Source organism: Mesorhizobium sp. M0166 (assembly GCF_040322255.1).
Taxonomy (GTDB): domain Bacteria; phylum Pseudomonadota; class Alphaproteobacteria; order Rhizobiales; family Rhizobiaceae; genus Mesorhizobium.
Genome location: NZ_JAMYTD010000005.1, coordinates 43,275 through 64,985, shown reverse-complemented (window position 1 = coordinate 64,985; position 21,711 = coordinate 43,275). Strand labels below are relative to the sequence as shown.

Genomic DNA, 21,711 nt, shown 5'->3' with positions numbered 1-21,711 from the left:
AAACACCTTCCGGCTGTTGCCGGGACCTGCAGCCAAGTTGAGATCAGGGTGCCCAGAAAACCTCTAAGGGCTTTTGAGTGGCATCGAGCACGGCGCGAATGGGCTGTCGTGTTCCAGTTCCAAGCGCGGCCTCGAATGCGGTGCGTTTTTCCGCGCCCTCGATATGCAGCGCGATGAAGGCGGCATTGATGATCCGCGCCAGTGACAGCGTCAGCCGTGGCTCGCCGGCGCTTGCCGCGTGAACTGGAAGCACAATCCTTTGCGACGACGGATCGAGCAATCTTGCCAGGTTGTCGGCATCCGGAAAGAACGAGGCGGTGTGGCCATCAGTTCCCATGCCGAGCACAACAACGTCGAGTGGCCAGGGCAGCACTTGCAGCGCCTCACTGTCGGAGACCGCTGCCCCCTCGATCGTTGCCGCGGCGTGGTAGAGCGGCACGAAATTCGCGGCGGCGGCCGCGTTCTGCAGCAGGTTGGCGGCAACCAGGCCGGCATTGGAGCGGGGCGATGAGGGCGGCACGAAGCGCTCGTCGACCAATGTTATCGTCACCTTTTCCCAGGCGATCGGAACGGTCGAAAGCGCCGCAAAGAATTTCGCCGGCGTCGTGCCGCCCGAGACCGCCAGCAGTGCCGTGCCGCGCTCGGCGATCGCCTTTGACAGGCGGCCGGCGACGTGGCCGGCAAGTGCTGTCGCCAACTCCTGGCGTCCGGCAAATTCGTGCCAGTTGTAGGCGCCGCCTAATTGCTCTCGTGCCATGTCCGCCCGTCGCGTTCGATCAGCGCAATCGAGGCCGAGGGACCCCATGTGCCGGCGGTGTAGCCTTGCGCCTCTTGCCTTCCGCTTTCCCAGGCATCCTGAATCGGGTCGATCCATTTCCACGCCGCCTCGACCTCGTCGCGGCGCATGAACAGCGTCTGGTTGCCACGGATGACGTCCATGATCAGCCGCTCATAGGCATCGGGGGCGCGGCCGTCGAAGGATTGCGCAAAACTCATGTCGAGCGGGATCTGGCGTAGCCGCATGCCGCCCGGCCCTGGATCCTTGATCATGATGAACTGCTTGACGCCTTCGTCGGGCTGCAGCCTGATGACCAGCTGGTTGGCGGAAATCGGCCCGGCGCTCTCGCCGAAGATCGAATGCGGGATCGGCTTGAATTCGATGACGATCTCCGAAACGCGCGTCGCCAGCCGCTTGCCGGTTCGGAGGTAGAACGGTACGCCCGCCCAGCGCCAGTTGCCGATCTCGGCTTTGAGCGCAACGAAAGTCTCGGTGTTGCTGTTCTTGCCGAGCTCCTCGACATAGCCTTTCACCGGCCCGCCGGCCGAGGCGCCGGCACGGTATTGCCCGCGCACCGTGTGCTTCGGCGCCTCGTTGCCGTTGATGCGCTTCAGCGCCCGCAGCACCTTCAGCTTTTCGTCACGGACTGCATCGGCGTCCATCGACGACGGCGCCTCCATGGCGACGAGGCAGAGCAGTTGCAGCATGTGGTTCTGCACCATGTCGCGCAATGCGCCGGCCTTGTCGTAATAAGTGACGCGGTCTTCCAGGCCGACTGTCTCGGCCACGGTGATCTGCACATGATCGACATTGGCGGAATTCCAAAGCGGCTCGTAGAGCGCGTTGGCAAAGCGCAGCGCCATCAAATTCTGCACCGTCTCCTTGCCGAGATAGTGGTCGATGCGGAAAATCTGGCTTTCATGGAAGTCGTCGCCGACCAGGTCGTTGAGCGCGCGCGCCGAAGCGAGATCGCGGCCGATCGGCTTTTCCAGCACGATGCGCGAATTCGGCGTAATCAGCCCGTGCTCCTTCAGCTTGTGCGAGATGTCGCCGAACAGCGCCGGCGCCACCGCCAGATAGAAAGCGCGGATGTGTTCGCTGTCGCCGATCGCCTTCTTCAGCCTGTCGAAGCCGGCACCAGTTGTTGCATCTGCCGGGATATAGGAGAGCCGTGCGAGGAACGTCTTCAGTTCCGTGGCGTCGATATCTTCCGGTTTCACATGATCGGCAATCGCCTGCCTGGCGAAAGACTGGAACTCCTCGTCTGTCATCTTCGAACGTGATGTGCCGATGATGCGCGTCGGCTCGGAAAACTGGTGGTCGCGCTGGCGGTGGTACAGCGATGGCAGAAGCTTGCGTTCCGACAGATCGCCGGTGCCGCCGAAAATGATGAAGTCGAAAGGGTCGACGGGGATGATCTGGCTGGTCATGGTCTGTCCGCTCTGACGCCGGTCGCGATAACGCGGCTGATATAATCTAATCGATTTAAACTTGCCAGTGCCATTGCGTCACATCCGCGTGTGCTCTTGACACCGGCGCTAGCCGGAGGCTTGTCGGCAAGCGATGCTTCCGGGAGCGTTCGCAGGTGCAGCATAGAGCGGGATCAAGGCGAAAGCCAAAGGAGAAATCGGCAATGGACACACATCTTTCGATGGCCGTGGCCAAACGCGTCGTCGATCGTCTTCAACGATGAGTGAGAAAAGCATGCGCCTCAAAAACAAGGTCGCCATCATCACCGGCGCCGCCTCGGGTTTTGGCGAGGGCATGGCCAGGCGCTTTGCCGAGGAGGGCGCGCGGGTAGTCGTCGCCGATCTGAACGCCAAGGGTGCAGAGCGCGTCGCCGGCGAGATCGGCGAAAACGCGATCTGGACCCAGACCGACGTCTCGCTGCGGTCCGAATTCGACGACATGGTCCATGCTGCAATGAGCGCCTTCGGTCGCATCGACATCATGGTCAACAACGCCGGTTACACCCATCGCAACGGTGATATGCTGGAAGTCGATGAGGCGACCTTTGACCTGATCACATCAGTCAACATGAAGGCGATCTACCACGCAGCGCTTGCCGTGGTACCGGTGATGGAGCGGCAAGGCGGTGGCGTCATCCTGACGACGGCCTCCACGGCCGGTATCAGGCCGCGGCCTGGCCTCACCTGGTACAACGCATCGAAAGGCTGGGCGATCACCGCGACCAAATCGATGGCGGTGGAACTCGCGCCGAAGAACATCCGCGTCAACTGCCTCTGCCCGGTTGCCGGCGAGACCGGCATGCTCGCGAAATTCATGGGCGCCGACACACCCGAGATCCGCGAGAAGTTCCGCGCGTCGATCCCGCTCGGCCGGCTTTCGACGCCGCTCGACATAGCCAATGCCGCGCTTTGGCTCGCTTCGGACGAGGCGGCTTTCATCACCGGCGTGGCGCTGGAAGTCGATGGCGGGCGTTGTATTTGAACGGTCCAGTCATCCGGCGGAGGACTGGCTGATGGCGAGCGACCCGCAATCGCTCTGCCGGCCCTACGCCCCGGTTTTGACGTAGCTCTTGTAGACCCAGCCGCGCTTGCCGTTGTAGACGATCTGGCACCATTGCTTACAGCTCATCACTTGCACCGAGGTCTTGGCCGGCACGGTGAGAATGGCGGCCGCATTCTTCTTTGGGCCGGTGCGCATGGTAACGGATCTCAGGATCCGTCCGGATTTTGCCTTGGTGCTGTTGTCGTCTTCGCTCGCGGTCTGCGCCGCCGGTTGCGGCTTGGGCGTGGGAATGGCGGCGGTCTGCGCGCCGTCAGGCCCTGTGTTCTTCGTCGAGCTGCCGGGAGCCGCCACCTTGGCAAACAATGCCGCAGCGTCGGGTTTTGCCGCCGGGTCGGCGAATGCCACCGAAGCAGACGATTTATCGGCCGCCTGCTCGGTCTGGCTTGCCAGCTGGTCGGATGCTGCCGTGGCGGCGGCCGATGCCGTCTTTGGCCCCGTCCAGCGCGGATCGTTGGGAGCCAGCGCCGGTATCTCGGCTTCCGCTGCGGCCACCGCTGGGGAAACTGCATCTGCCTTGCCCGTCGTCCTCGGCGCCGCAGCAACCTTGGCAGGCATGATCTTCGTCGTCTTGACCGGGATGGTCGGAACGATCTGCTCAGGGCTTGCGGCCGCTTGTCGCTCATTTGCCGGCAATGCCAGCCACAGCGCCACCGCGGCAACGCCGAGCAGTGCGGCCGTGCCAAGCGCGGCGATTACCAGATGCGCGTTCGACCGGACCCCGTGCCAGAACGTCGGCCGCATATCGTAACCGAATTGCATCGCAAGGCGCCGTCGTTCCGGCGCGCCGAAACTGAAGGGCTCTCTCACTCTTGCCACCTCCATTTGCGGGCCGATGTTCTTACGACCGATGCCGGAGAGCCGGCATTTCGATCGGCATCGGTCCCAAACCAAAAGCGGGCAGGCCCGCAAAAATTCCCCGTTCAGCTGCCCACGAGCATCATCTTTCGCCCGCGATTGTGGCATCACTGCGCCCGTGGCGCGAATTCTGCGCCCTGGTTAAGGGTTCTGCAACGTCTGGTTAGATTCTGTCCCGCAACGCGTACCAGTTGAGCGCGAGAAAGAGCAGTGGCGCGCGCAAACGCCGGCCGCCGGGGAAGGGTGGAATTTTCAGGTCCTCGATCAGCTTCAGCCGGTCGCGGTTGCCGGCGACCGTCTCGGCATAAAGCTTGCCGAAAAAGTTCGACAGCATGACGCCGTGGCCGGAATAACCGCCGATCGAGATCACATTGGGCATCACTTCGCGCACGAACGGCTTTCTCGGCACGGTGATGCCGACATAACCGCCCCAGCCATGGGTGATCTCAACGTCCTTCAATGCCGGATAAATCTCGGCGATCTGCCGGCGGATGTGGATGTGGATGTCCTTGGGATCGTTGACCGCGTAGATCTCGCGCCCGCCAAACAGCAGCCGCCCATCCTTCGATTTGCGGAAATAGCGCACGACGAAGCGCGAATCGTCGACTGCCTCGCCACCCGGCAACACTTTGGAATCGGCTCCCAGCGGTACCGTCGCGCCGATGAACGAGCCAATCGGCATGATATGCGCGGCACTCACCGGTTCGAGCGTGCCGCCATAGGCGTTGACCCCGATCAAGCACTTCCCGGCGATGATCGTGCCCTTCGGCGTCGTCACCCTCACCTTGCCGCCGCCGGAGGTGATGCCGGTCGACGGCGTCTGCTCGCATAGCTTTGCGCCGGCCCGCGCCGCGACTTTCGCTGTGCCGATCACCAGCTTCAGCGGATGGATGTGGCCGGTGCCGGTGTCGCGGGTGCCGCCGAAATAATGCGTCGAGCCCAGCCGCCCGGCTGTCTCCGCGGCATCCATGAATGAGATGTGCGGATAGCCGAAACGGCTCGCCATGATCTCGGCATGAGCCTTGTAGTCGTCGACATAGCGCTTCTTGTGCGCTACCGACATCTGGCCGGGCATATAGTCGATCTCGATCTGGTGCATCGCGGCGAAATCGAGCAGATGCGCCTTGGCCTCTTCGGCCAGCTCGAACAGCGCCTTGGCGCGGGAAAAGCCGTACTCCGCTTCCAACTCCTCTGCCCAGGCCCGCTGTCCGGTGCCGAGCTGGCCACCATTGCGGCCCGATGCGCCATCACCGAAACGATGCGTTTCGATAAGCACGACATCCGCGCCTGTCTTGGCGAGGTGAGCCGCCGCCGACAGGCCGGTAAAGCCGCCGCCGACAATCACCACATCGCATGTCCGGTCGCCGTCGAGCGCCGGATATTCGGGCCTCGGTCCTGCCGTGTCTTCGTACCAGGAGCGGCCGGGGGAGATTGGGGATTGGTAGGTCATGATGCTCGGCTAGGGGAGTAGGGAGTAGGGAGTAGGGAGTAGGGAGTAGGGGAGTAGGGAAGCTAGTCGGGTGACAGTTTGCGGATCAGAAGGCGAAGAAGCTTCCCAACGCTTTCGGTACTCGCCAACAATGAAGCCGCGGTCGCCTTCGGCGCGATGCCGGTACGCTCGGCGATCAGAAGCTGAGTTTCCAGTTCCTTCAATGATCCTTGAGCGATACGGAGAAATTGTTGATAGGAACCTCGGATCTCTCTGCCATATCCCTCAGCAATGTTCGACGGCACCGAGCTTGCAGCGCGCCGCACCTGGCTGGTCAGTCCATAAAGTTCTTCCTTGGGCCATGATTTAGTCGCGCCGTAAACGGCCACAGCAAGGTCCATGGCCTGCTGCCAGACTATCAAATCCTTGTAGGAACCCGTTTTCTCAGCCATTCGTCCCTACTCCCCTACTCCCCTACTCCCCTACTCCCCTACTCCCCTACTCCCCTACTACACATTCAGCAGCAAATACTCCCTCTCCCACGGGCTGATCACTTCCATGAAGGTCTCGAATTCCGCTCGCTTGATCGCCGCATAGGTGGCGGCAAATGACTTGCCGAGCAGCGCGCAGAGTTCCTCGTCTGCCTCGAACAGGTCGACGGCTTCGAGCAGGCTGCGCGGCAGGTCGATCTGGTCCTCGTTGGCGGTGGTCAGAACAGGCGGCTCGGCCTTGATCTTGTTGGTCATGCCGATCAGCCCGCAGGCGAGCGATGCCGCCATCGCCAGATAGGGATTGGCGTCCGAGGAGGGGATGCGGTTTTCGACGCGCCGCGCTGCCGGGTCGGAGCGGGGCACGCGGAAGGCCGTGGTGCGGTTGTCGTAGCCCCATTTGTTGTTGACCGGCGCCGAGGCCGACTGCGTCAGCCGCCGGTAGGAATTGACGTAGGGCGCAAACATCACCAGCGCGTTCGGCACATGTTTCTGCATGCCACCGATGAAATGGAAGAAGGCCTCGGTCTCCGAGCCGTCCTCCGCCGAAAAGACGTTCTTGCCGGTCTTCTTGTCGATGATCGACTGATGGATATGCATGGCCGAACCGGGCTGCCCCTGGATCGGCTTGGCCATGAACGTGGCGTAGATTTCGTGCTTGAGCGCCGCTTCGCGGATGGTGCGCTTGAACATGAACACCTGGTCGGCGAGTTCGATCGGATCGCCGTGACGCAGATTGATTTCGAGCTGGCCGGCGCCCTCCTCGTGGATCAGCGTGTCGATCTCCAGGCCCTGGCTTTCGGAGAAATGGTAGATGTCGTCGATCAGTTCGTCGAATTCGTTGACCCCGGCGATCGAATAGCCGGCGCCGCCGCCGATCGGCCGTCCCGATCGACCTACTGGCGGGGTCAGCGGATAGTCCGGATCGGGGTTCTTGCGCACCAGGTAGAACTCGATCTCGGGCGCCACGACCGGTCTCAGCCCACGCTTGTCATAGGCGGCAAGCACGCGCTTCAGCACATTGCGGGGCGTGAACTCGACCGAGCGCCCGTCCTGGTGGACGAGGTCGCAGATCACTGCCGCCGTCGGGTCCTCCTCCCACGGCACCACGGTCAGCGTCGAGAGGTCGGGCATCAGCTTGAGGTCGCCATCGTCCTCCGGATAGTGGAAGCCATTGCCGTCCTCCGGATAACCGCCCGAGATCGTCGTCATGAACACCGCCGAAGGCAGCGCCAGCGAGGTGTTGGAGGTGAACTTCTTCGATGGCATCATCTTGCCGCGCGCAACCCCGGCCTGGTCGGGTGTGATGCATTCGATGTCTTCGATGCCGCGCCATTCCAGCCAGGCGCTGACTTCCTTCCAGTTCTTGACGCCACGTTGGTTTTTCACGAAGGCAGGCGTGCGGGCGCGTCCTCCGCGGCTCGACGGACGGACTTCCTTTTTTGCAGGCGGCATCAATCACCAGATTTGTTGCAGATTGTGGAGTATAGCCGTTGCCGACGACGAAAGGGAAGGGGAGCCAGCTGGCGTGCGCCTCGATAACCGGGGGAACACAACGACTTCCGGATAAAAGCCTCCTGGTCTAGGGTCGGCCTCCCGCAACGCTGCAATTAATGGGCCGCATGCAACACAGCCGCAAACTGACGACGATCGGCTTCGACGCCGATGACACACTGTGGCAGAACGAACAGTTCTTCCGCGTGACCGAGAAGCGCTTTGCCGCACTGCTCGCCGACCACGCCGAGGCGGACCGGATCTCGGCAAGATTGCTGGAGGCCGAGAAGCGCAACCTCGCGGTCTACGGCTTCGGCATCAAGGGATTCACGCTGTCGATGATCGAGACGGCGATCGAGGTCACGGAGGGCCAGGTGCCGGCCTCAACCGTTGCCGAAATTCTCGCCGCGGGCCGCGAGATGCTCAGCCATCCGATCGAGCCGCTTCCGCATGCGCGCGAAACCGTGGAAAAGCTGGCCGGCGCCTACCGCCTGGTGCTGATCACCAAGGGCGACCTGTTCGACCAGGAACGCAAGCTGGCGCAATCCGGCCTGGGCGAGCTGTTTGATGCCGTCGAGATCGTCAGCGACAAGAGCGCGGCCACCTATAGCCGCATCTTCAGCCGCCACGGCGACGGCCCGGAAAAGGGCATGATGGTCGGCAACTCGCTCAAATCGGACGTCGTGCCGGCCATCGAAGCCGGCAGTTGGGGCATCCACGTTCCGCACGAGCTGACCTGGGTGCTGGAACATGTTGAGCCGCCGGTCTCGGCGCCACGCTTTCGCCAGATAGCCAATCTCGGCGAACTGCCGGGATTGATCGAGCATATCGGCGAGATTGATTGATCAGGTCTTCAGCCGAGGCATCGCGGTAGGCGTCAATTGCGGCTAATTGCGATCAGCCGGTCGATCACCGGCTGCAGCCGTTCGGTGGTGATCGGCTTGACGACCACTGCATCGATGACGCTGGACAGGCCCAGGCTCTCCGGAGTGCCGGTCTTGACCGAAAGCAGGATCACCGACGGAAGCGATCTGCCTGACGCTCTTCGCAGTGCATCGATACCCGACAGCAAGGCGTCGCAGTCCCCGTTCTCCGCTCCGCCGTCGAGAACGACAGCCCCGGGAATCAGCGCGCGCAAGGCCTTTGCCGCGGTTTCGGGAGTTTCCGAGATCGGTTTGAGGCCGGACCGCTCCACGATCTTTGAAACCACGACGCGGTTGATCGGTGATTTTCCGACCACCAGCACCCGCGAGAAATCCGGGAGCATCCGCGTCTCCATGTCCCGGCTAACGAAAGGCAGCTGTTTTGCAGTCTCGATATCGCGATTCGCTGGGCACATGGCGGGGCAGGCCGTTGTTCAATGTTTCAATGCAGGGTTGAAACTCGAGAGGTAATTGGCGTGAGATCACTGCTCATGTCAAGCTCAAATGGCATATCAGGAGAATATCGCAAGAAACAATAAAATTAAAATTAAGTGCTTTTCTTTACCGCCGCCCGAAGGAGAAGTTGCCACCACAACCGGGCAGGCTTCAGCGAAGCTTGGCTTTGCAGCGCGACACGTCAACTCGCAGCTGTAGCCGGTTTGACGTAAGGTTGAACGAAGGCGAGGCAGGTCTGTCGCGAGCTTGTCGTATCGCCTCGCCGGACTACCCTTCCTCGTTGGCTAGGCACGTCTCTTTTATCGACGGGAGATGACAATGGAACTCGTGACTCACAGGAAATTCAAAAACGGCCGGTTGATGCCATGGGGAAAGGGTACGGTCGTTACCGGCGCAAAGGGATTCGTCTACCTTTCCGGAAACACCGCGACCGCCGAGGACTACGATCCGATCGGCAAAAGCGGCGGCGCCGCCATTGGCGATGCAGCGGCACAGTGGCGCGCAATTCTCACCAACATCAAGTCAGATCTGGAAGAGCTTGGCAGCGCGCTCGAGCATCTCATCAGGCTGACCTTCTTTGTTAAGGGGCCATTTCCCGATGGCGGCGTGCTGAGTTCGCCCAATTTTCGCCTGGACGTCTTGGACGAATTCTTTGCCGAACACTGCCCGAAGCATTGCAGCTACAACAACCCGCCGCCATCGGAAGTTATTGGCGTTGCAGCGCTTGCGCAGCCTGATCTTGTCATTGAAATCGTTGCATTAGCGGCTCTGCCGGACTAGGCAGAGCCGCGGCGTGCGAGGTGCGATGACATGCGCTCAAAATAGGCGCGGTGCGGTAGAATTCATCAGTCGTGGTTCCGTTGCGTGACGATGACCGGGATCAGCAGATCGCCCCAGTTGCCGTCGCCGCCATGGTGCCGTGCCGAGCGCACCAGCTCGACCGAGACGCCGGCCTCGACCGCCTTCATCACCGACTGATTGAGCCTGTGCAGATCGTTTGCCAGCATTCGGATGGTCGCCTGCTGGTCGACATTCATGCTGGTGGCCTGCTCTTCGGCCCGTTCCTTGACGCGGCTTATCGACGCCATTGGTCTTCTCCCTGTGTTGCCCTGTCTGTTGTGTTGCCATGCCCGTTTGGGCGTTCCCTCTGTTTGTCTGCTATTCCGCTATTCCGCCGCCGGCCTGAATTGGGCGTGCTCGGTCGATCCATGCATGGCCGTGGTCGAAGACTGGCCACCGGTGATCGCCATCGAGACGGCGTCGAAATAGCCGGTGCCGACCTCGCGTTGATGCTTGGTGGCGGTGTAGCCATTGGCTTCCGCGGCGAATTCCGCCTCCTGCAGTTCCGAATAGGCGGCCATCTGCCGCTCCTTGTAGCCGCGGGCGAGCTCGAACATGCCGAAGTTGAGCTGGTGGAAACCGGCCAGCGTAATGAACTGGAACTTGTAGCCCATCGCGCCGAGTTCCTTCTGGAACTTCGCAATCGTCGCGTCGTCGAGATTCTTCTTCCAGTTGAAAGACGGCGAGCAATTATAGGCAAGCAGCTTGCCTGGATGATGCTTGCGCACACCCTCGGCAAACGTCCTGGCCTGCCCCAGATCGGGCTTGGAGGTCTCGCACCAGATCAGGTCCGCATAGGGCGCGTAGGCGACGGCGCGGGCAATGCAGGGCTCGATGCCGTTGCTGACATGGTAGAAGCCCTCCGCAGTGCGGCCGGCGCCATAATCGACGAAGGGCCGGTCGCGTTCGTCGATGTCGGAGGTCAGGAGCTTTGCCGCTTCCGCGTCGGTGCGCGCCACGACCAGCGTCGGCGTACCCATGACGTCGGCGGCAAGGCGCGCCGCGTTGAGGTTGCGGATGTGTGCGGCGGTCGGGATCAGCACCTTGCCGCCGAGATGGCCGCATTTCTTCTCCGAAGCCAGCTGGTCCTCGTAATGGACGCCGGCCGCACCCGCCTCGATGAACGCCTTCATGATCTCGAAAGCGTTGAGCGGCCCGCCGAAGCCGGCTTCCGCGTCGGCGACAACAGGCGCGAACCAGGTGTCGACCGACAGCCCCTTCCCTTCCGAAGTCTCGATCTGGTCGGCGCGCTGCAGGGTGCGGTTGATGCGCTTGACCAGTTCGGGCGCCGCATTGGCGGGATAGAGCGACTGGTCCGGGTACATCGCGGAAGCGGTGTTGGCATCGGCGGCGACCTGCCATCCCGACAGATAGATCGCCTTCAGCCCGGCCCGCACCTGCTGCATCGCCTGGTTGCCCGACATTGCACCCAGCGCGTTGACGAAATCCTCCTCGTGGATGAGCTGCCACAGCCGGTTTGCGCCCATTTCGGCGAGGCTCTGCCGGATCTGCACCGAGCCGCGCAGCCGCTTCACGTCGTCCGGCGAATAGGGCCTTTCGATGCCATCAAAGCGGCCTTGCGGCGCCGACGGGACAAGGTTGTAAAAGTCGGTCATTGGTCACTCCAGGCGGTTTTGATGCCGGTTTCGGAAGGCGCCGCGGGGGAAAATATGTGCGCCATATGTGTGACATCATTTACATGCCGGCTCGACGCGAGCGAGCTAAACCTCCAGATTAGCCAAAAAATAAGAGAAAACCTGTGTTGTGTTTGACTGATGAGAGTTGTAAATCTGTCATGATTGTAAAGACCGCCATGCCATTGGCGGATGTAAATTTCTGTCAAGGGCAGTCGATTGGCCGACCACAAAATCTTTGCCGGGCCGCGCATTCGTCGCATCCGCAACGCCAAAGGGCTGACCCAGACGGCGATGGCCGAAGGGCTCGGCATCTCGCCGTCCTATCTCAATCTCATCGAGCGCAACCAGCGGCCGCTGACGGTGCAACTGATCCTGAGGCTGGCATCCGTCTACAAGGTCGACCCGCATGAATTGCAGGGCGAGGCGAGGGGGTCGGTTGCCGACTTGAAGGAAGTGTTTTCAGATCCGTTGCTCGCCGGCGAACTGCCGGGCGACCAGGAACTCATCGAGCTTGCCGAGGCGGCGCCGAACGCTTCCGCCGCTGTCATAAAGCTGTTTCGCGCCTATCGCGCGCAGGCCGAGCGATTGTCGGATATCAACGAGCTGCTCGCGCGTGAGGGCAAGGCCACCGCCCTCTCGGGTGCCAGGCTGCCGATCGACGAGGTGCATGAGATTTTCGAACGCCGGCCGAACCATTTTGCTGCGCTCGAAGAAGAAGCCGAGGCATTCACGTCGGTGCTCGATCCAGGCGACGATCTGTTCAGTGCGTTGAAGGCCTGGCTGCGGCGTGAATTCGGCATCGTCGTCAAGGTACTGCCGGTCGCCACCATGCCCAACTGGCGCCGTCGCTATGACCGTCACTCGCAGCGCCTGTTTCTGTCCGAGCGCCTGTCGCCATTCGATCAGCTGCGTGAGGTGGCTATGGAGGCCTGCCTGATCCGCATGAGCGTCGCTGTCGCCGCCGAGATCCAGGCGCTGAAGCTGGCCACGGACGAAGCCCGCCGGCTGGCGCGTTTCGAGCTCGGTCGCTATGCCGCGCACGCTCTGATGATGCCCTATCAGCCTTTTCACGCCGCCGCGGTCCGTGCCCGCTATGACATCGACATGTTGCGGTCGCGTTTCGGCGTCTCCTTCGAGCAGGCGGCGAACCGGCTGACCACGCTGCAGCGGCCGGGTGCGTCGGGCGTGCCGTTCTTCATGCTCGAGGTCGACAGTGCCGGCAATCGGTTCCGCAAGGCGGGCAGCCACGGCTTTCCGCAAAGCCGCTTCGGCGGCGGCTGTCCGAAGCTGCCGGTCCATGCCGCCTTCGCCCAGCCCGGCCAGATCCTGGTCGATGCAGTGGAAATGCCCGACGGCGCAGCGTTTCTCTGCATGGCCCGCACGCTCGAGGGGCCGCAGGGCTCGTTTGCCGAGCGACCGCGGCGCACGGCGCTGCTGCTCGGCTGCGACATCGGCTTTCGCGACGAGGTCGTCTATGGAGCGGCATTGCCGGGGCCAGCCGCCATCGGCAAGACCGGACAGAGCGCCGCCGCGCCGGCGGCGCCGATAGGCCCTGCCTGTCGGCTGTGCGAACGCATCGGCTGCCTCGCCCGCGCCGAGCCACCCGTGACACGTCCGCTCGGCCTCGACGAGATGGTGACTGGGCTGTCGGCTTTCGATTTCCAGTGACGGCCGTGGCAGATTGCTGGCCAGAGAAGATCATACGCGGTTTCACGGCAGGAAAATAACAAGCTGTCCCTTGGGACATTGATCGTCGAAGTATTGATTCAGCATCGGCCGTGAGATATCAAAAGACGAATTGGGCGACGATCGGGGGATCAGGGATGGGCAGGACGTTTTTTTTTTGGCTTGGCTTGGTGCTTGCCTTTTCGATCTGCCCCGCATTTGCGGAAAAGTCCGCGGACTTCTTCAAATCCTATCAAAAGTATAATGACGCCGGCAAAGCGTTCCTGGACAAGATCGATCCGAAGACTGGCGCGATAGACCTAGCCGAAGGCGTGCACTTGGACCTCAAGGACAAATTCTATTTTCTGAACAAGAAAGATACTGCCTCCGTCCTGACGGAAGCCTGGGGCAATCCACCCGACGCCGCTTCCGAATCGCTCGGCATGATCTTTCCAGTCAGCAATGACCCCATTGCCGAGAACAATTGGGGAATAGAGCTGAGATGGGAGAAGATAGGTTACGTCGACGACAGCGAGGCGGGATCCATCGACTACAATGAACTGCTGCGCAACATGCGGGCGGATACCTTGTCGGGCAACGATCAAAGGGTAAAGGACGGCTATTCGCCCATCACTCTGATCGGCTGGGCATCACCGCCCGTGTACGACGCAGTCAACAAGCGCCTGCACTGGGCCAAGGAACTGCAGTTCGGAAACGATGCAGTCCACACGCTTAACTACGACGTTCGCTTTCTCGGCAGGGAGGGCGTTTTCGTGATGAGCTACATCGCAACTGTGGACCAGTTGCCGGAAATCAAGCAGAGTCTCGATGAAGTGCTTGATCTTGCTGTCTTCAAGCCCGGCAAGACATATTTGGACTTCAGACCGGGCGTCGATACGGTTGCGGCGATTGGCATCGGTGGCCTCATTGCCGGCAAACTGGCGGCAAAGGCAGGATTTCTGGTGGTAGCGCTCATCGCGCTGAAAAAATTCGGTCTTATCCTGCTGATTCCCTTGGCAGGTCTCTGGCGCTTCATTCGCGGCAACAAGACAACCTCCTAGATCGATTTCATCGGCTCAACTCTCAGGCCTGCTGATTGCTGGGTGCCCCAAACGGAACACGATGCTGGATCACCCCCGATCCCCGCCTTTGCGTTACGCGATTAAGGCACGTTTCTGTCGTCCGCTGTGCATCGTGCTGCCCCGAAATCGCCGACAGTCGTAGTCATGACCGACATATCATCACCGCAGATCGCCGTTTCGCCTCCGCGAAATGAGGAGCGTATCGGTTTCCTGCTGGTGTTCCTGTCGGCGCTGATGTGGAGCCTCGGCGGTACCATCGCCCGTTTCATCGATGCCGGCGACAGCTGGACGGTGGTGTTCTGGCGCTCGGTCTGGGCCGCCGCCTTCCTGCTCTGCTTCATGGTCTGGCGCGACGGCTGGCGTGGCACGCTGAAGCTGTTTCGCGGCATGGGCCTGGCCGGTCTTGCGGTGGCGTTCTGCTTCGCCACGGCCTCGACCTCTTTCGTCGTGGCGCTTGCTTATACCACCGTCGCCAACATCCTCCTGATGCAGGCCGGCGTGCCGCTTCTGGCAGCGCTGTTTGCCTGGGCGCTGTTTCGCGAACGGGTGGCCGTGGCGACCTGGGTGGCGATTGCTGCCGTCATTGCCGGCGTCGCCATCATGGTGTCGGAATCGCTCGATGGCGCGGTGTCGCCGATCGGCGACGGGCTGGCACTCCTTATCGCTGTCATGTTCTCGATCGCCACCGTCATCACGCGCCGCTTTGCCCATGTGCGCATGACCCCGGCGACCTGCCTCGGCACGATGCTGGCGGCCGCCTTTGCGGCATCGCAGGCGTCGACGCTGGGCGTTTCCAGCCACGATATGGGCTTCCTCTTTGCCTTTGGCGTGATCAATCTGGGACTCGGCCTCGCCTTCTTCGCCACCGGAGCCCGGCTTGTGCCGGCCGCCGTCGCGGCGCTACTCGGCACGTTCGAACCGATCCTTGGCCCGATCTGGGTCTGGCTCATCCATTCCGAGGTGCCGTCGGCGCGCACCATCGTCGGCGGTGCGGTCGTCGTCACCGCGCTGCTCGTCCACATCGGGCTCGAGTTCAAGCGTCAGACGCGGCCCGCGCGAGCGGGCGTCACCGGTGTGCCGTCGCCTAATTGATGCAGCGCACGCGTCAAAGCGAGATGAACCATTGACAATGTCGCAGCCGCGCGGGCAGGCTGCGATCACGGCAACAACAAGACAGGCTTATCTTGCCAAGTCTCCATGCCGGCCGCATCGAGGCCGGACAACATCGTCGTCTTCCTGCCCGCGCCGTAGCGAAAGCTTCCGACGGCGCCGGAACACCACCAACGCCACGCCAAGTTTTCACTGTCGGCTCGTCGACGGACTATAATGGCGCCGGCAATTCCCGCTTGTCGCCTGCCTGCAAGCCCAATACCCTGAAGCAAATGCCCAGCCGCGCGAACGCCGCGACGAGCTGGCGACGGAACACTCATCAAAGGAGAATAGCATGATCCGCAAAGCGCTCTGGCTTTCGGCGACTTCGGCGTTTTTGGCAGCTTTTACCTTGGGCGCACATGCCGAGGATCGCGTCGTCAACGTCTTCAACTGGTCGGATTATATCGACAGTTCGATCATCGACGACTTCACCAAGGAAACCGGCATCAAGGTCGTCTACGACACTTTCGATTCCAACGAGATCCTGGAAACGAAACTGCTCGCCGGCGGCAGCGGCTACGATGTCGTCGTGCCCAGCGGCAATTTCCTTGCACGCCAGATCCAGGCGGGCGTGTTCCAGAAGCTCGACAAGTCGAAACTGCCGAACATTTCAAATATGTGGGACACGGTCATGGAACGGACCGCCAAATATGATCCCGGCAACGAATATTCGATCAACTACATGTGGGGTACGGTTGGCATCGGCTACAACATCAAGAAGGTGCAGGCAGCACTCGGCACCGACAAGATCGACAGCTGGGACGTGTTCTTCAATCCCGAAAGCCTGGCCAAATTGAAAGACTGCGGCGTCTATGTGCTGGATTCGCCGGCCGACATCATACCGGCGGCACTGAAATATCTAGGCCTCGATCCAAACAGCACGTCGCCCGATGAGATTGCCAAGGCCGAAGAAACCTTGCTGAAGGTCCGGCCCTATATCCGCAAGTTCCACTCTTCCGAATACATCAACGCCCTGGCCAATGGCGACATCTGCCTGGCTGTCGGCTGGTCGGGTGACGTCTTCCAGGCCCGCAACCGCGCCGACGAAGCCAAGCAGGGCGTCGAGATCGGCTATTCCGTGCCGAAGGAAGGTGCCCAGATGTGGTTTGACCAGATGGCGATCCCGGCCGATGCGCCGCATGTCGCCGAAGCGCATGAGTTCCTGAACTACATGATGAAGCCCGAAGTGATCGCCAAATCGTCGAACTATGTGCTTTACGCGAACGGCAACAAGGCTTCGCAGCAGTTCATCGACAAGGCGATCCTGGAAGATCCGGCGATCTATCCGGACGCCGCCACCTTGCAGAAACTCTACACCGTCTCGCCCTACGATCCCAAGACCCAGCGCATCATCACCCGCACCTGGACCAAGATCGTCACCGGCCAATAACAATCTGACCATGCCCCGGCAGCTGGCTGCCGGGGCGCTTTCTCATGGGGCAAGCAGCAGGACGGAGTGGGACATGAAATCGCTTGGCAGCATCCGCAGGGATTTCGCGCCATGGAACGATCCGAACGCCAAGCCATACATCCAGTTCGACAACGTCACCAAGAAATTCGGTGAGTTCACAGCGGTCAACAATCTGTCGCTGACCATTTTCGAACGCGAATTCTTTGCCTTGCTCGGGGCCTCAGGCTGCGGGAAATCGACGCTGCTCAGGATGCTCGCCGGCTTCGAGGAGCCGACCGCCGGCCGCATCTTGCTCGATGGCCAGGATCTGCGCGGCATTCCGCCTTACCGGCGGCCGGTCAACATGATGTTCCAGTCCTACGCCTTGTTTCCGCATATGACGGTCGAGAACAACATCGCCTTCGGCCTCAAGCAGGAAGGCATGGCCAAGGCCGACATCGACAAGCGCGTCGCCGAGATGCTGAAGCTGGTCAAGCTCGAGCAGTTCGCCAAGCGCAAACCGCACCAATTGTCGGGTGGCCAGCGCCAGCGCGTCGCGCTCGCCCGCTCCGCCGCCAAGCGGCCGAAAGTCCTGCTGCTCGACGAGCCGCTTGGTGCGCTGGACAAGAAGTTGCGCGAGGAAACCCAGTTCGAGCTGATGGACCTGCAGCAGAACCTCGGCCTCACCTTCGTCGTCGTCACTCATGATCAGGAAGAGGCGATGACGATGGCTGACCGCATCGCTATCATCGACAAGGGCGAGGTGATGCAGGTGGCGACGCCGGCCGAGGTCTACGAGGCGCCGGGTTCCCGCTTCGTCGCCGGCTTCGTCGGCAATGTGAATATGTTCGACGGCAAGATCGCGGCTGGCGAGGCCGGCAGTGCGAGCATCGATGCCGGCAACGGCATCACCATCCGCACCGAAAATGCCGGCAGTGCGGCCGCCGGAACATCCGTCACCTTCGCCATCAGGCCGGAGAAGATCAAGGTGTCCTCCACGAAACCGGCCGGTGCCGTCAACGCCATCGAGGGCGAGGTCTACGACATAGCCTATCTCGGCGACATGACCGTCTATCACGTCAGGCTGGATGACGGTCAGGTCGTGCGGGCGAGCACCATGAATGCGGCACGCCTCACCGAGGACCCGCTGACCTGGAACGACCGCGCCTGGGTTTCTTTCCGCCCCGACGCCGGCGTCGTCCTGACACGGTAGGGACTGATCATGTCCGCTGTCACCGCCGCAACAAGCTTTCCGGCAAGCGCTGCCGGCAAATCCGCCTTGGTCAGGCTGGGAGCAGCCTTCGTTAGCCGGCTCGTCATCATCGTCCCCTATCTCTGGCTGCTGTTCTTCTTTCTCGTCCCTTTCATCATCGTCTTCAAGATTTCGCTGTCGCAGACGGCGATCGCCATGCCGCCCTACACGCCGGTGCTTGATTTCCGCAGCGGCATTTCCGGGTTTATTTCGGAATTCGGCGCACTCAATTTCGACAACTATACCTGGCTGACGCAGGACGCGCTGTATTTCAATGCCTATGTGACGAGCGTCATCGTCGCCGCCATCTCGACCGTCCTGACATTGCTGATCGGCTATCCCATCGCCTATGGCATGGCACGCGCTCCGGCGACGATCCGCCCGACCTTGCTGATGCTGGTGATCCTGCCGTTCTGGACCTCGTTCCTGATCCGTGTCTACGCCTGGATTGGCATCCTCAAGCCCGAGGGCCTGCTCAACCAGCTGCTGCTCGCAACCGGCATCATCAGCCAGCCGCTGATCATCCTCAACACCTATACGGCGATCTTCATCGGCATCGTTTACTCCTATCTGCCGTTCATGGTGCTGCCGCTCTATTCGTCCTTGGAGAAGATGGACTATTCACTGATCGAAGCGGCCAAGGATCTCGGCTGCCCGCCGACCAGCGCCTTCTGGAAGATCACCTTTCCGCTGTCGCTGCCCGGCGTCGTCGCCGGCTGCCTTCTGGTGTTCATTCCCGCCGTTGGCGAGTTCGTCATTCCCGACCTGCTCGGCGGCTCGCAGACGCTGATGATCGGCAGGACGCTGTGGAACGAGTTCTTCGCCAACCGCGACTGGCCGGTGTCGTCCGCCGTCGCCGTCATCTTGCTGCTGCTGCTGATCGTGCCGATCATGCTCTTCCAGCGAGCCCAGGCGCGTGCCCAGGAGCAGGACCAATGAACGCGACCTGGAGCCGCTTCAACATCACATCGATCGTGCTCGGCTTTGCCTTTCTTTACCTGCCGATCGTCCTGCTCGTCGTGTTCTCTTTCAACGAGTCGAAGCTGGTCACCGTCTGGGGCGGCTTCTCGACGAAATGGTACGTGTCGCTGTTCCACAACCGGGGTCTGATGGACGCGACCTGGGTGACGGCCCGCGTCGGCGTCATCTCGGCGACGGTGGCAACTGTGCTCGGCACGCTGGCGGCGCTCACCTTGACACGCTACACGCGCTTTCGCGGCCGGCTGCTGTTTTCCGGCATGGTGTTTGCGCCGCTGGTCATGCCGGAAGTCATCACCGGCCTGTCGCTGCTGCTGCTCTTCGTCGCCGTCGGCCTCGACCGCGGCTTTCTCACGGTGACGCTTGCCCACACCACGCTAACCATGTGCTTCGTCGCGGTGGTGGTTCAGTCGCGCCTGATCACTTTCGACCGTTCGCTGGAAGAGGCCGCAATGGACCTCGGCGCGCCACCGGTGAAGACCTTCTTCCAGATCACGCTGCCGGTAATCATGCCGGCTATCGTCTCCGGCTGGATGCTGGCTTTCACGCTGTCGCTCGACGATTTGGTTATTGCCAGCTTCACCTCGGGGCCTGGCGCCACGACGCTGCCGATGAAGATCTACAGCCAGGTTCGCCTTGGCGTGACGCCGGAAATCAATGCGGCCTGCACCATCTTGATCGCGGTCGTCGCAGTTGGCGTGATCATCGCTTCACTCGCAAACAAACGCCGCGAGGTGCAGCGCCAGCGCGACGAGCGGGCCGCGCAGCGAGGTTGAAGGCTCGCTACTCTCCCGAGACGCCGCGGCTTATCGGCGAGATGAACGGCGTGCTCCACGTGCCGCCGACGAAGAACGACGACTGCTTGGGCGCCTGGCCGTTCGTCTGCGTGGCAGCCTGGCTCGGCTGGGCAATGCCGCCGGACAGTGCCAGCCCGCGTCCGGCATAGGATGCGATGCCGGAAAGCCAGATCTTGTATTGCGCGGAATTCACCTCGGCCTTGTCGATGCGCGCCACGCCGTTCGAAATGCTCGCCTTGAGCTCGGCCCCGTCGATCGGCAGCGTTCCGTCCGAGACGTCGTCCAGCGCGAAGAATCCGCCCTGTTCGGTGTGCTTGAGGAACGCCGGCAGGTTAAGCCGGCTCAGCGCACCCGCGCCGAACGTCGCGGACAGCGAGCCATTGGCGTTTTCGAAAATCGAATCCCAGGTTCTGCCAGGCCCCTTGAGGATGACCGAAACGGTTCCAGTGCCGATCGGTACCAGCCGCGTCATTCCGGCCGCGGTGCCGAAAGCGCCGCCGTCGATATCGGAAGCAAGCAGCCGGATCTCGACTTCCGTGCCGGCGGGCTTGCGGTCGAAACGGACGCTGCTCTGGACGTTGCCGCCAAAGGCGGATGCATCCGAGATGTCGAAGACGGCAAGGCCATTTTTGACCTGGGCGGTGGCAGCGACGTCGGCAAGCTGGATGGCGCCGGCCGTGGCATGCGCCGCCGACAGCCTGAGATCGAGATTGATCCGGTCGGCGAAGCTTGTGTCGATCTCGCCCGGACCGGTGCCGCCGGCGGATGGCACCGGCGTAAAGGCGGAGAGAAACGATCTGAGGTCGAGCGTATCGAAGGCAAGTGTGCCGGAGATCACCGGCAGTGCCTCACCATAGGTGAAGTCCAGCGCACCCATTCCCGGGTTGTTGTCGAGGGTCAGGGCCGTGTTTTCGAATTTGACCCGCCCGGCTGTCGCCGTGATCTTGCTTGAAACCGAGATCGAGCCGATTGCGGCACCGGGCGCGATGCCGGCCTGCGACCATTCGAGCACGCGTCGGAGCGAAGGTGCGGCGAATTTTGCCTGGCCGTCGAAATAGCCGTTCTCCGACATGCTGGCGCGGCCGTCGAACGAAAAACTGGCCGGTGCCGCCTTGAAGGAAAATGTGGCCGGTGCCGTGCCGCCGCCAAACAGCACGAGCGGGTTCGGCGATGCGGCGTCGATGGCAACGCTTTCGCCGCGCCATATCCCGGTCGCCGACAGCGTCGCATTGCTGTTCATCGCGGCCCAGTTCGCCTGGCCGCTCAGGCTGCTCAATATCTCCTGGTCCTTGCCGCCGATGGCAGTCACCACGCGGCCGTCCCTGAACTCGACTGTGCCGAACGGATCTGTCGGCAGCTTGCCGAGATCCGGCTTGGCGGGATTTGTGTTGATCACCGCGCGGGCAGCATCGATCGAACGCGTAATGCGCCCGCCGCTGGGAATCGCAGGCAGGAAAAACCCGCTCGCGGTACGCTGAACCCGGATCGTCGGTCGCACCAGCCGCGCCGTCGAAAACACGACATCGCCACGCAGCGCCGCCATGGCCGAGAGGTCGACCTCGACTCGTTCGGCCTCGACCACGGGCGGCGCATCCGTCTCCGTCCATTGCGACAGCGTCACGTCGCTCAGGATCGCCCGGAAATTCGGCCAGACCTCGATGCGCGGCGCGCCGTCGATGGTTACCCGAAAACCGCTCCAGGCGCTCATTTCCCACGCGATACGGTCGCGTACGATGCGGGTCGAGGCGATCAACGGCAAGGCTGCGACGACCAGCGCGATGACGATGACGGCCGCGCCGATCGCCCATATTCCGCGTCGGATCAAAGGTGATGGCATATCGCCCCGTATGCTTCCATTCCGACAAAATCGCCCGACGGGTGTAACCGACGGCTGACGCATTTCAAGTCTTTATGGCCCGGCGATGGCATTTGCGCACACCCTGACCGGCGCGGTCCAACAAAA

At 61.9% G+C, this 21,711-nt stretch carries 20 protein-coding genes; 10 read left to right on the top strand and 10 right to left on the bottom strand.

Annotated elements, in window-relative coordinates:
• Positions 1-43: 43 nt before the first annotated feature.
• Both pgl and zwf read right to left on the bottom strand, forming a co-directional pair.
• Complete coding sequence (pgl, locus tag NKJ46_RS08580; RefSeq protein ID WP_352664052.1) at positions 44-757, bottom strand: 6-phosphogluconolactonase; 714 nt, start codon at positions 755-757, stop codon at positions 44-46.
• Positions 739-2,208: a glucose-6-phosphate dehydrogenase gene (zwf, locus tag NKJ46_RS08575; RefSeq protein WP_352472717.1), complete on the bottom strand. Its 1,470-nt coding sequence runs from the start codon at positions 2,206-2,208 to the stop codon at positions 739-741. Before zwf ends, pgl begins: the two co-directional genes overlap by 19 nt.
• Before the next feature lie 274 nt (positions 2,209-2,482).
• Here zwf and NKJ46_RS08570 point away from each other — a divergent pair, with 274 nt between their 5' ends.
• Positions 2,483-3,229, top strand: coding sequence for an SDR family oxidoreductase (locus NKJ46_RS08570; protein WP_352664049.1), 747 nt, complete (start codon positions 2,483-2,485; stop codon positions 3,227-3,229).
• Positions 3,230-3,292: 63 nt separating this feature from the next.
• On the opposite strand, the gene NKJ46_RS08565 is transcribed toward NKJ46_RS08570, so the two are convergent.
• The 4 genes from NKJ46_RS08565 to NKJ46_RS08550 form a co-directional block, all read right to left on the bottom strand.
• The gene (locus NKJ46_RS08565) at positions 3,293-4,069 is read right to left on the bottom strand and encodes an SH3 domain-containing protein (protein WP_352566409.1); all 777 of its coding nucleotides are present in this window, start codon (positions 4,067-4,069) and stop codon (positions 3,293-3,295) included.
• Between the two features lie 259 nt (positions 4,070-4,328).
• Positions 4,329-5,615: an NAD(P)/FAD-dependent oxidoreductase gene (locus NKJ46_RS08560; protein ID WP_352664047.1), complete on the bottom strand. Its 1,287-nt coding sequence runs from the start codon at positions 5,613-5,615 to the stop codon at positions 4,329-4,331.
• Between the two features lie 62 nt (positions 5,616-5,677).
• Complete coding sequence (locus NKJ46_RS08555; protein WP_352457075.1) at positions 5,678-6,046, bottom strand: four helix bundle protein; 369 nt, start codon at positions 6,044-6,046, stop codon at positions 5,678-5,680.
• Between the two features lie 57 nt (positions 6,047-6,103).
• Positions 6,104-7,537 (bottom strand): glutamine synthetase family protein, encoded by a 1,434-nt coding sequence (locus NKJ46_RS08550; RefSeq protein ID WP_352664045.1) that lies wholly within the window; start codon positions 7,535-7,537, stop codon positions 6,104-6,106.
• A gap of 167 nt (positions 7,538-7,704) precedes the next feature.
• Here NKJ46_RS08550 and NKJ46_RS08545 point away from each other — a divergent pair, with 167 nt between their 5' ends.
• The gene (locus NKJ46_RS08545) at positions 7,705-8,421 is read left to right on the top strand and encodes an HAD family hydrolase (RefSeq protein WP_352664351.1); all 717 of its coding nucleotides are present in this window, start codon (positions 7,705-7,707) and stop codon (positions 8,419-8,421) included.
• A gap of 32 nt (positions 8,422-8,453) precedes the next feature.
• Here the strand turns inward: NKJ46_RS08545 and NKJ46_RS08540 are convergent, their stop codons facing one another.
• Positions 8,454-8,843, bottom strand: coding sequence for an ANTAR domain-containing protein (locus tag NKJ46_RS08540; RefSeq protein WP_352664043.1), 390 nt, complete (start codon positions 8,841-8,843; stop codon positions 8,454-8,456).
• 430 nt (positions 8,844-9,273) lie between these two features.
• On the opposite strand from NKJ46_RS08540, the gene NKJ46_RS08535 reads away from it, so the two are divergent.
• Entirely contained in the window at positions 9,274-9,735 is a 462-nt protein-coding gene (locus tag NKJ46_RS08535) for a RidA family protein (RefSeq protein WP_352664041.1), read from the top strand.
• Between the two features lie 65 nt (positions 9,736-9,800).
• On the opposite strand, the gene NKJ46_RS08530 is transcribed toward NKJ46_RS08535, so the two are convergent.
• The gene (locus NKJ46_RS08530; protein ID WP_352664039.1) at positions 9,801-10,043 is read right to left on the bottom strand and encodes an SMc00767 family acetate metabolism repressor; all 243 of its coding nucleotides are present in this window, start codon (positions 10,041-10,043) and stop codon (positions 9,801-9,803) included.
• A 78-nt stretch (positions 10,044-10,121) separates the two neighbouring features.
• The gene (aceA, locus tag NKJ46_RS08525; protein ID WP_352664037.1) at positions 10,122-11,411 is read right to left on the bottom strand and encodes an isocitrate lyase; all 1,290 of its coding nucleotides are present in this window, start codon (positions 11,409-11,411) and stop codon (positions 10,122-10,124) included.
• 237 nt (positions 11,412-11,648) lie between these two features.
• Between aceA and NKJ46_RS08520 the strand changes: the two genes are divergently transcribed.
• From NKJ46_RS08520 to NKJ46_RS08490, 7 genes are all read left to right on the top strand, one after another.
• A complete protein-coding gene (locus NKJ46_RS08520) occupies positions 11,649-13,100 on the top strand; it encodes a helix-turn-helix domain-containing protein (protein WP_352664035.1) in 1,452 nt (483 codons plus the stop codon).
• Between the two features lie 155 nt (positions 13,101-13,255).
• The gene (locus NKJ46_RS08515) at positions 13,256-14,158 is read left to right on the top strand and encodes a DUF2167 domain-containing protein (protein WP_352664033.1); all 903 of its coding nucleotides are present in this window, start codon (positions 13,256-13,258) and stop codon (positions 14,156-14,158) included.
• Positions 14,159-14,323: 165 nt separating this feature from the next.
• Positions 14,324-15,271 carry a DMT family transporter gene (locus tag NKJ46_RS08510; protein WP_352664031.1) on the top strand — a complete coding sequence of 316 codons (948 nt, stop codon included), beginning with the start codon at positions 14,324-14,326 and terminating at the stop codon, positions 15,269-15,271.
• A gap of 352 nt (positions 15,272-15,623) precedes the next feature.
• Positions 15,624-16,721 carry a polyamine ABC transporter substrate-binding protein gene (locus tag NKJ46_RS08505; RefSeq protein ID WP_352664029.1) on the top strand — a complete coding sequence of 366 codons (1,098 nt, stop codon included), beginning with the start codon at positions 15,624-15,626 and terminating at the stop codon, positions 16,719-16,721.
• A 73-nt stretch (positions 16,722-16,794) separates the two neighbouring features.
• On the top strand, positions 16,795-17,934 hold the full coding sequence (locus NKJ46_RS08500; protein WP_352664027.1) for an ABC transporter ATP-binding protein: 1,140 nt from the start codon (positions 16,795-16,797) through the stop codon (positions 17,932-17,934).
• Positions 17,935-17,943: 9 nt separating this feature from the next.
• On the top strand, positions 17,944-18,912 hold the full coding sequence (locus tag NKJ46_RS08495) for an ABC transporter permease subunit (protein WP_352664025.1): 969 nt from the start codon (positions 17,944-17,946) through the stop codon (positions 18,910-18,912).
• Positions 18,909-19,727, top strand: a complete 819-nt coding sequence (locus NKJ46_RS08490; RefSeq protein ID WP_352464986.1) for an ABC transporter permease — start codon at positions 18,909-18,911, stop codon at positions 19,725-19,727. Before NKJ46_RS08495 ends, NKJ46_RS08490 begins: the two co-directional genes overlap by 4 nt.
• Before the next feature lie 7 nt (positions 19,728-19,734).
• Here NKJ46_RS08490 and NKJ46_RS08485 read toward each other — a convergent pair whose 3' ends face one another.
• The gene (locus NKJ46_RS08485; RefSeq protein ID WP_352664023.1) at positions 19,735-21,585 is read right to left on the bottom strand and encodes an AsmA family protein; all 1,851 of its coding nucleotides are present in this window, start codon (positions 21,583-21,585) and stop codon (positions 19,735-19,737) included.
• Positions 21,586-21,711 lie beyond the last annotated feature (126 nt).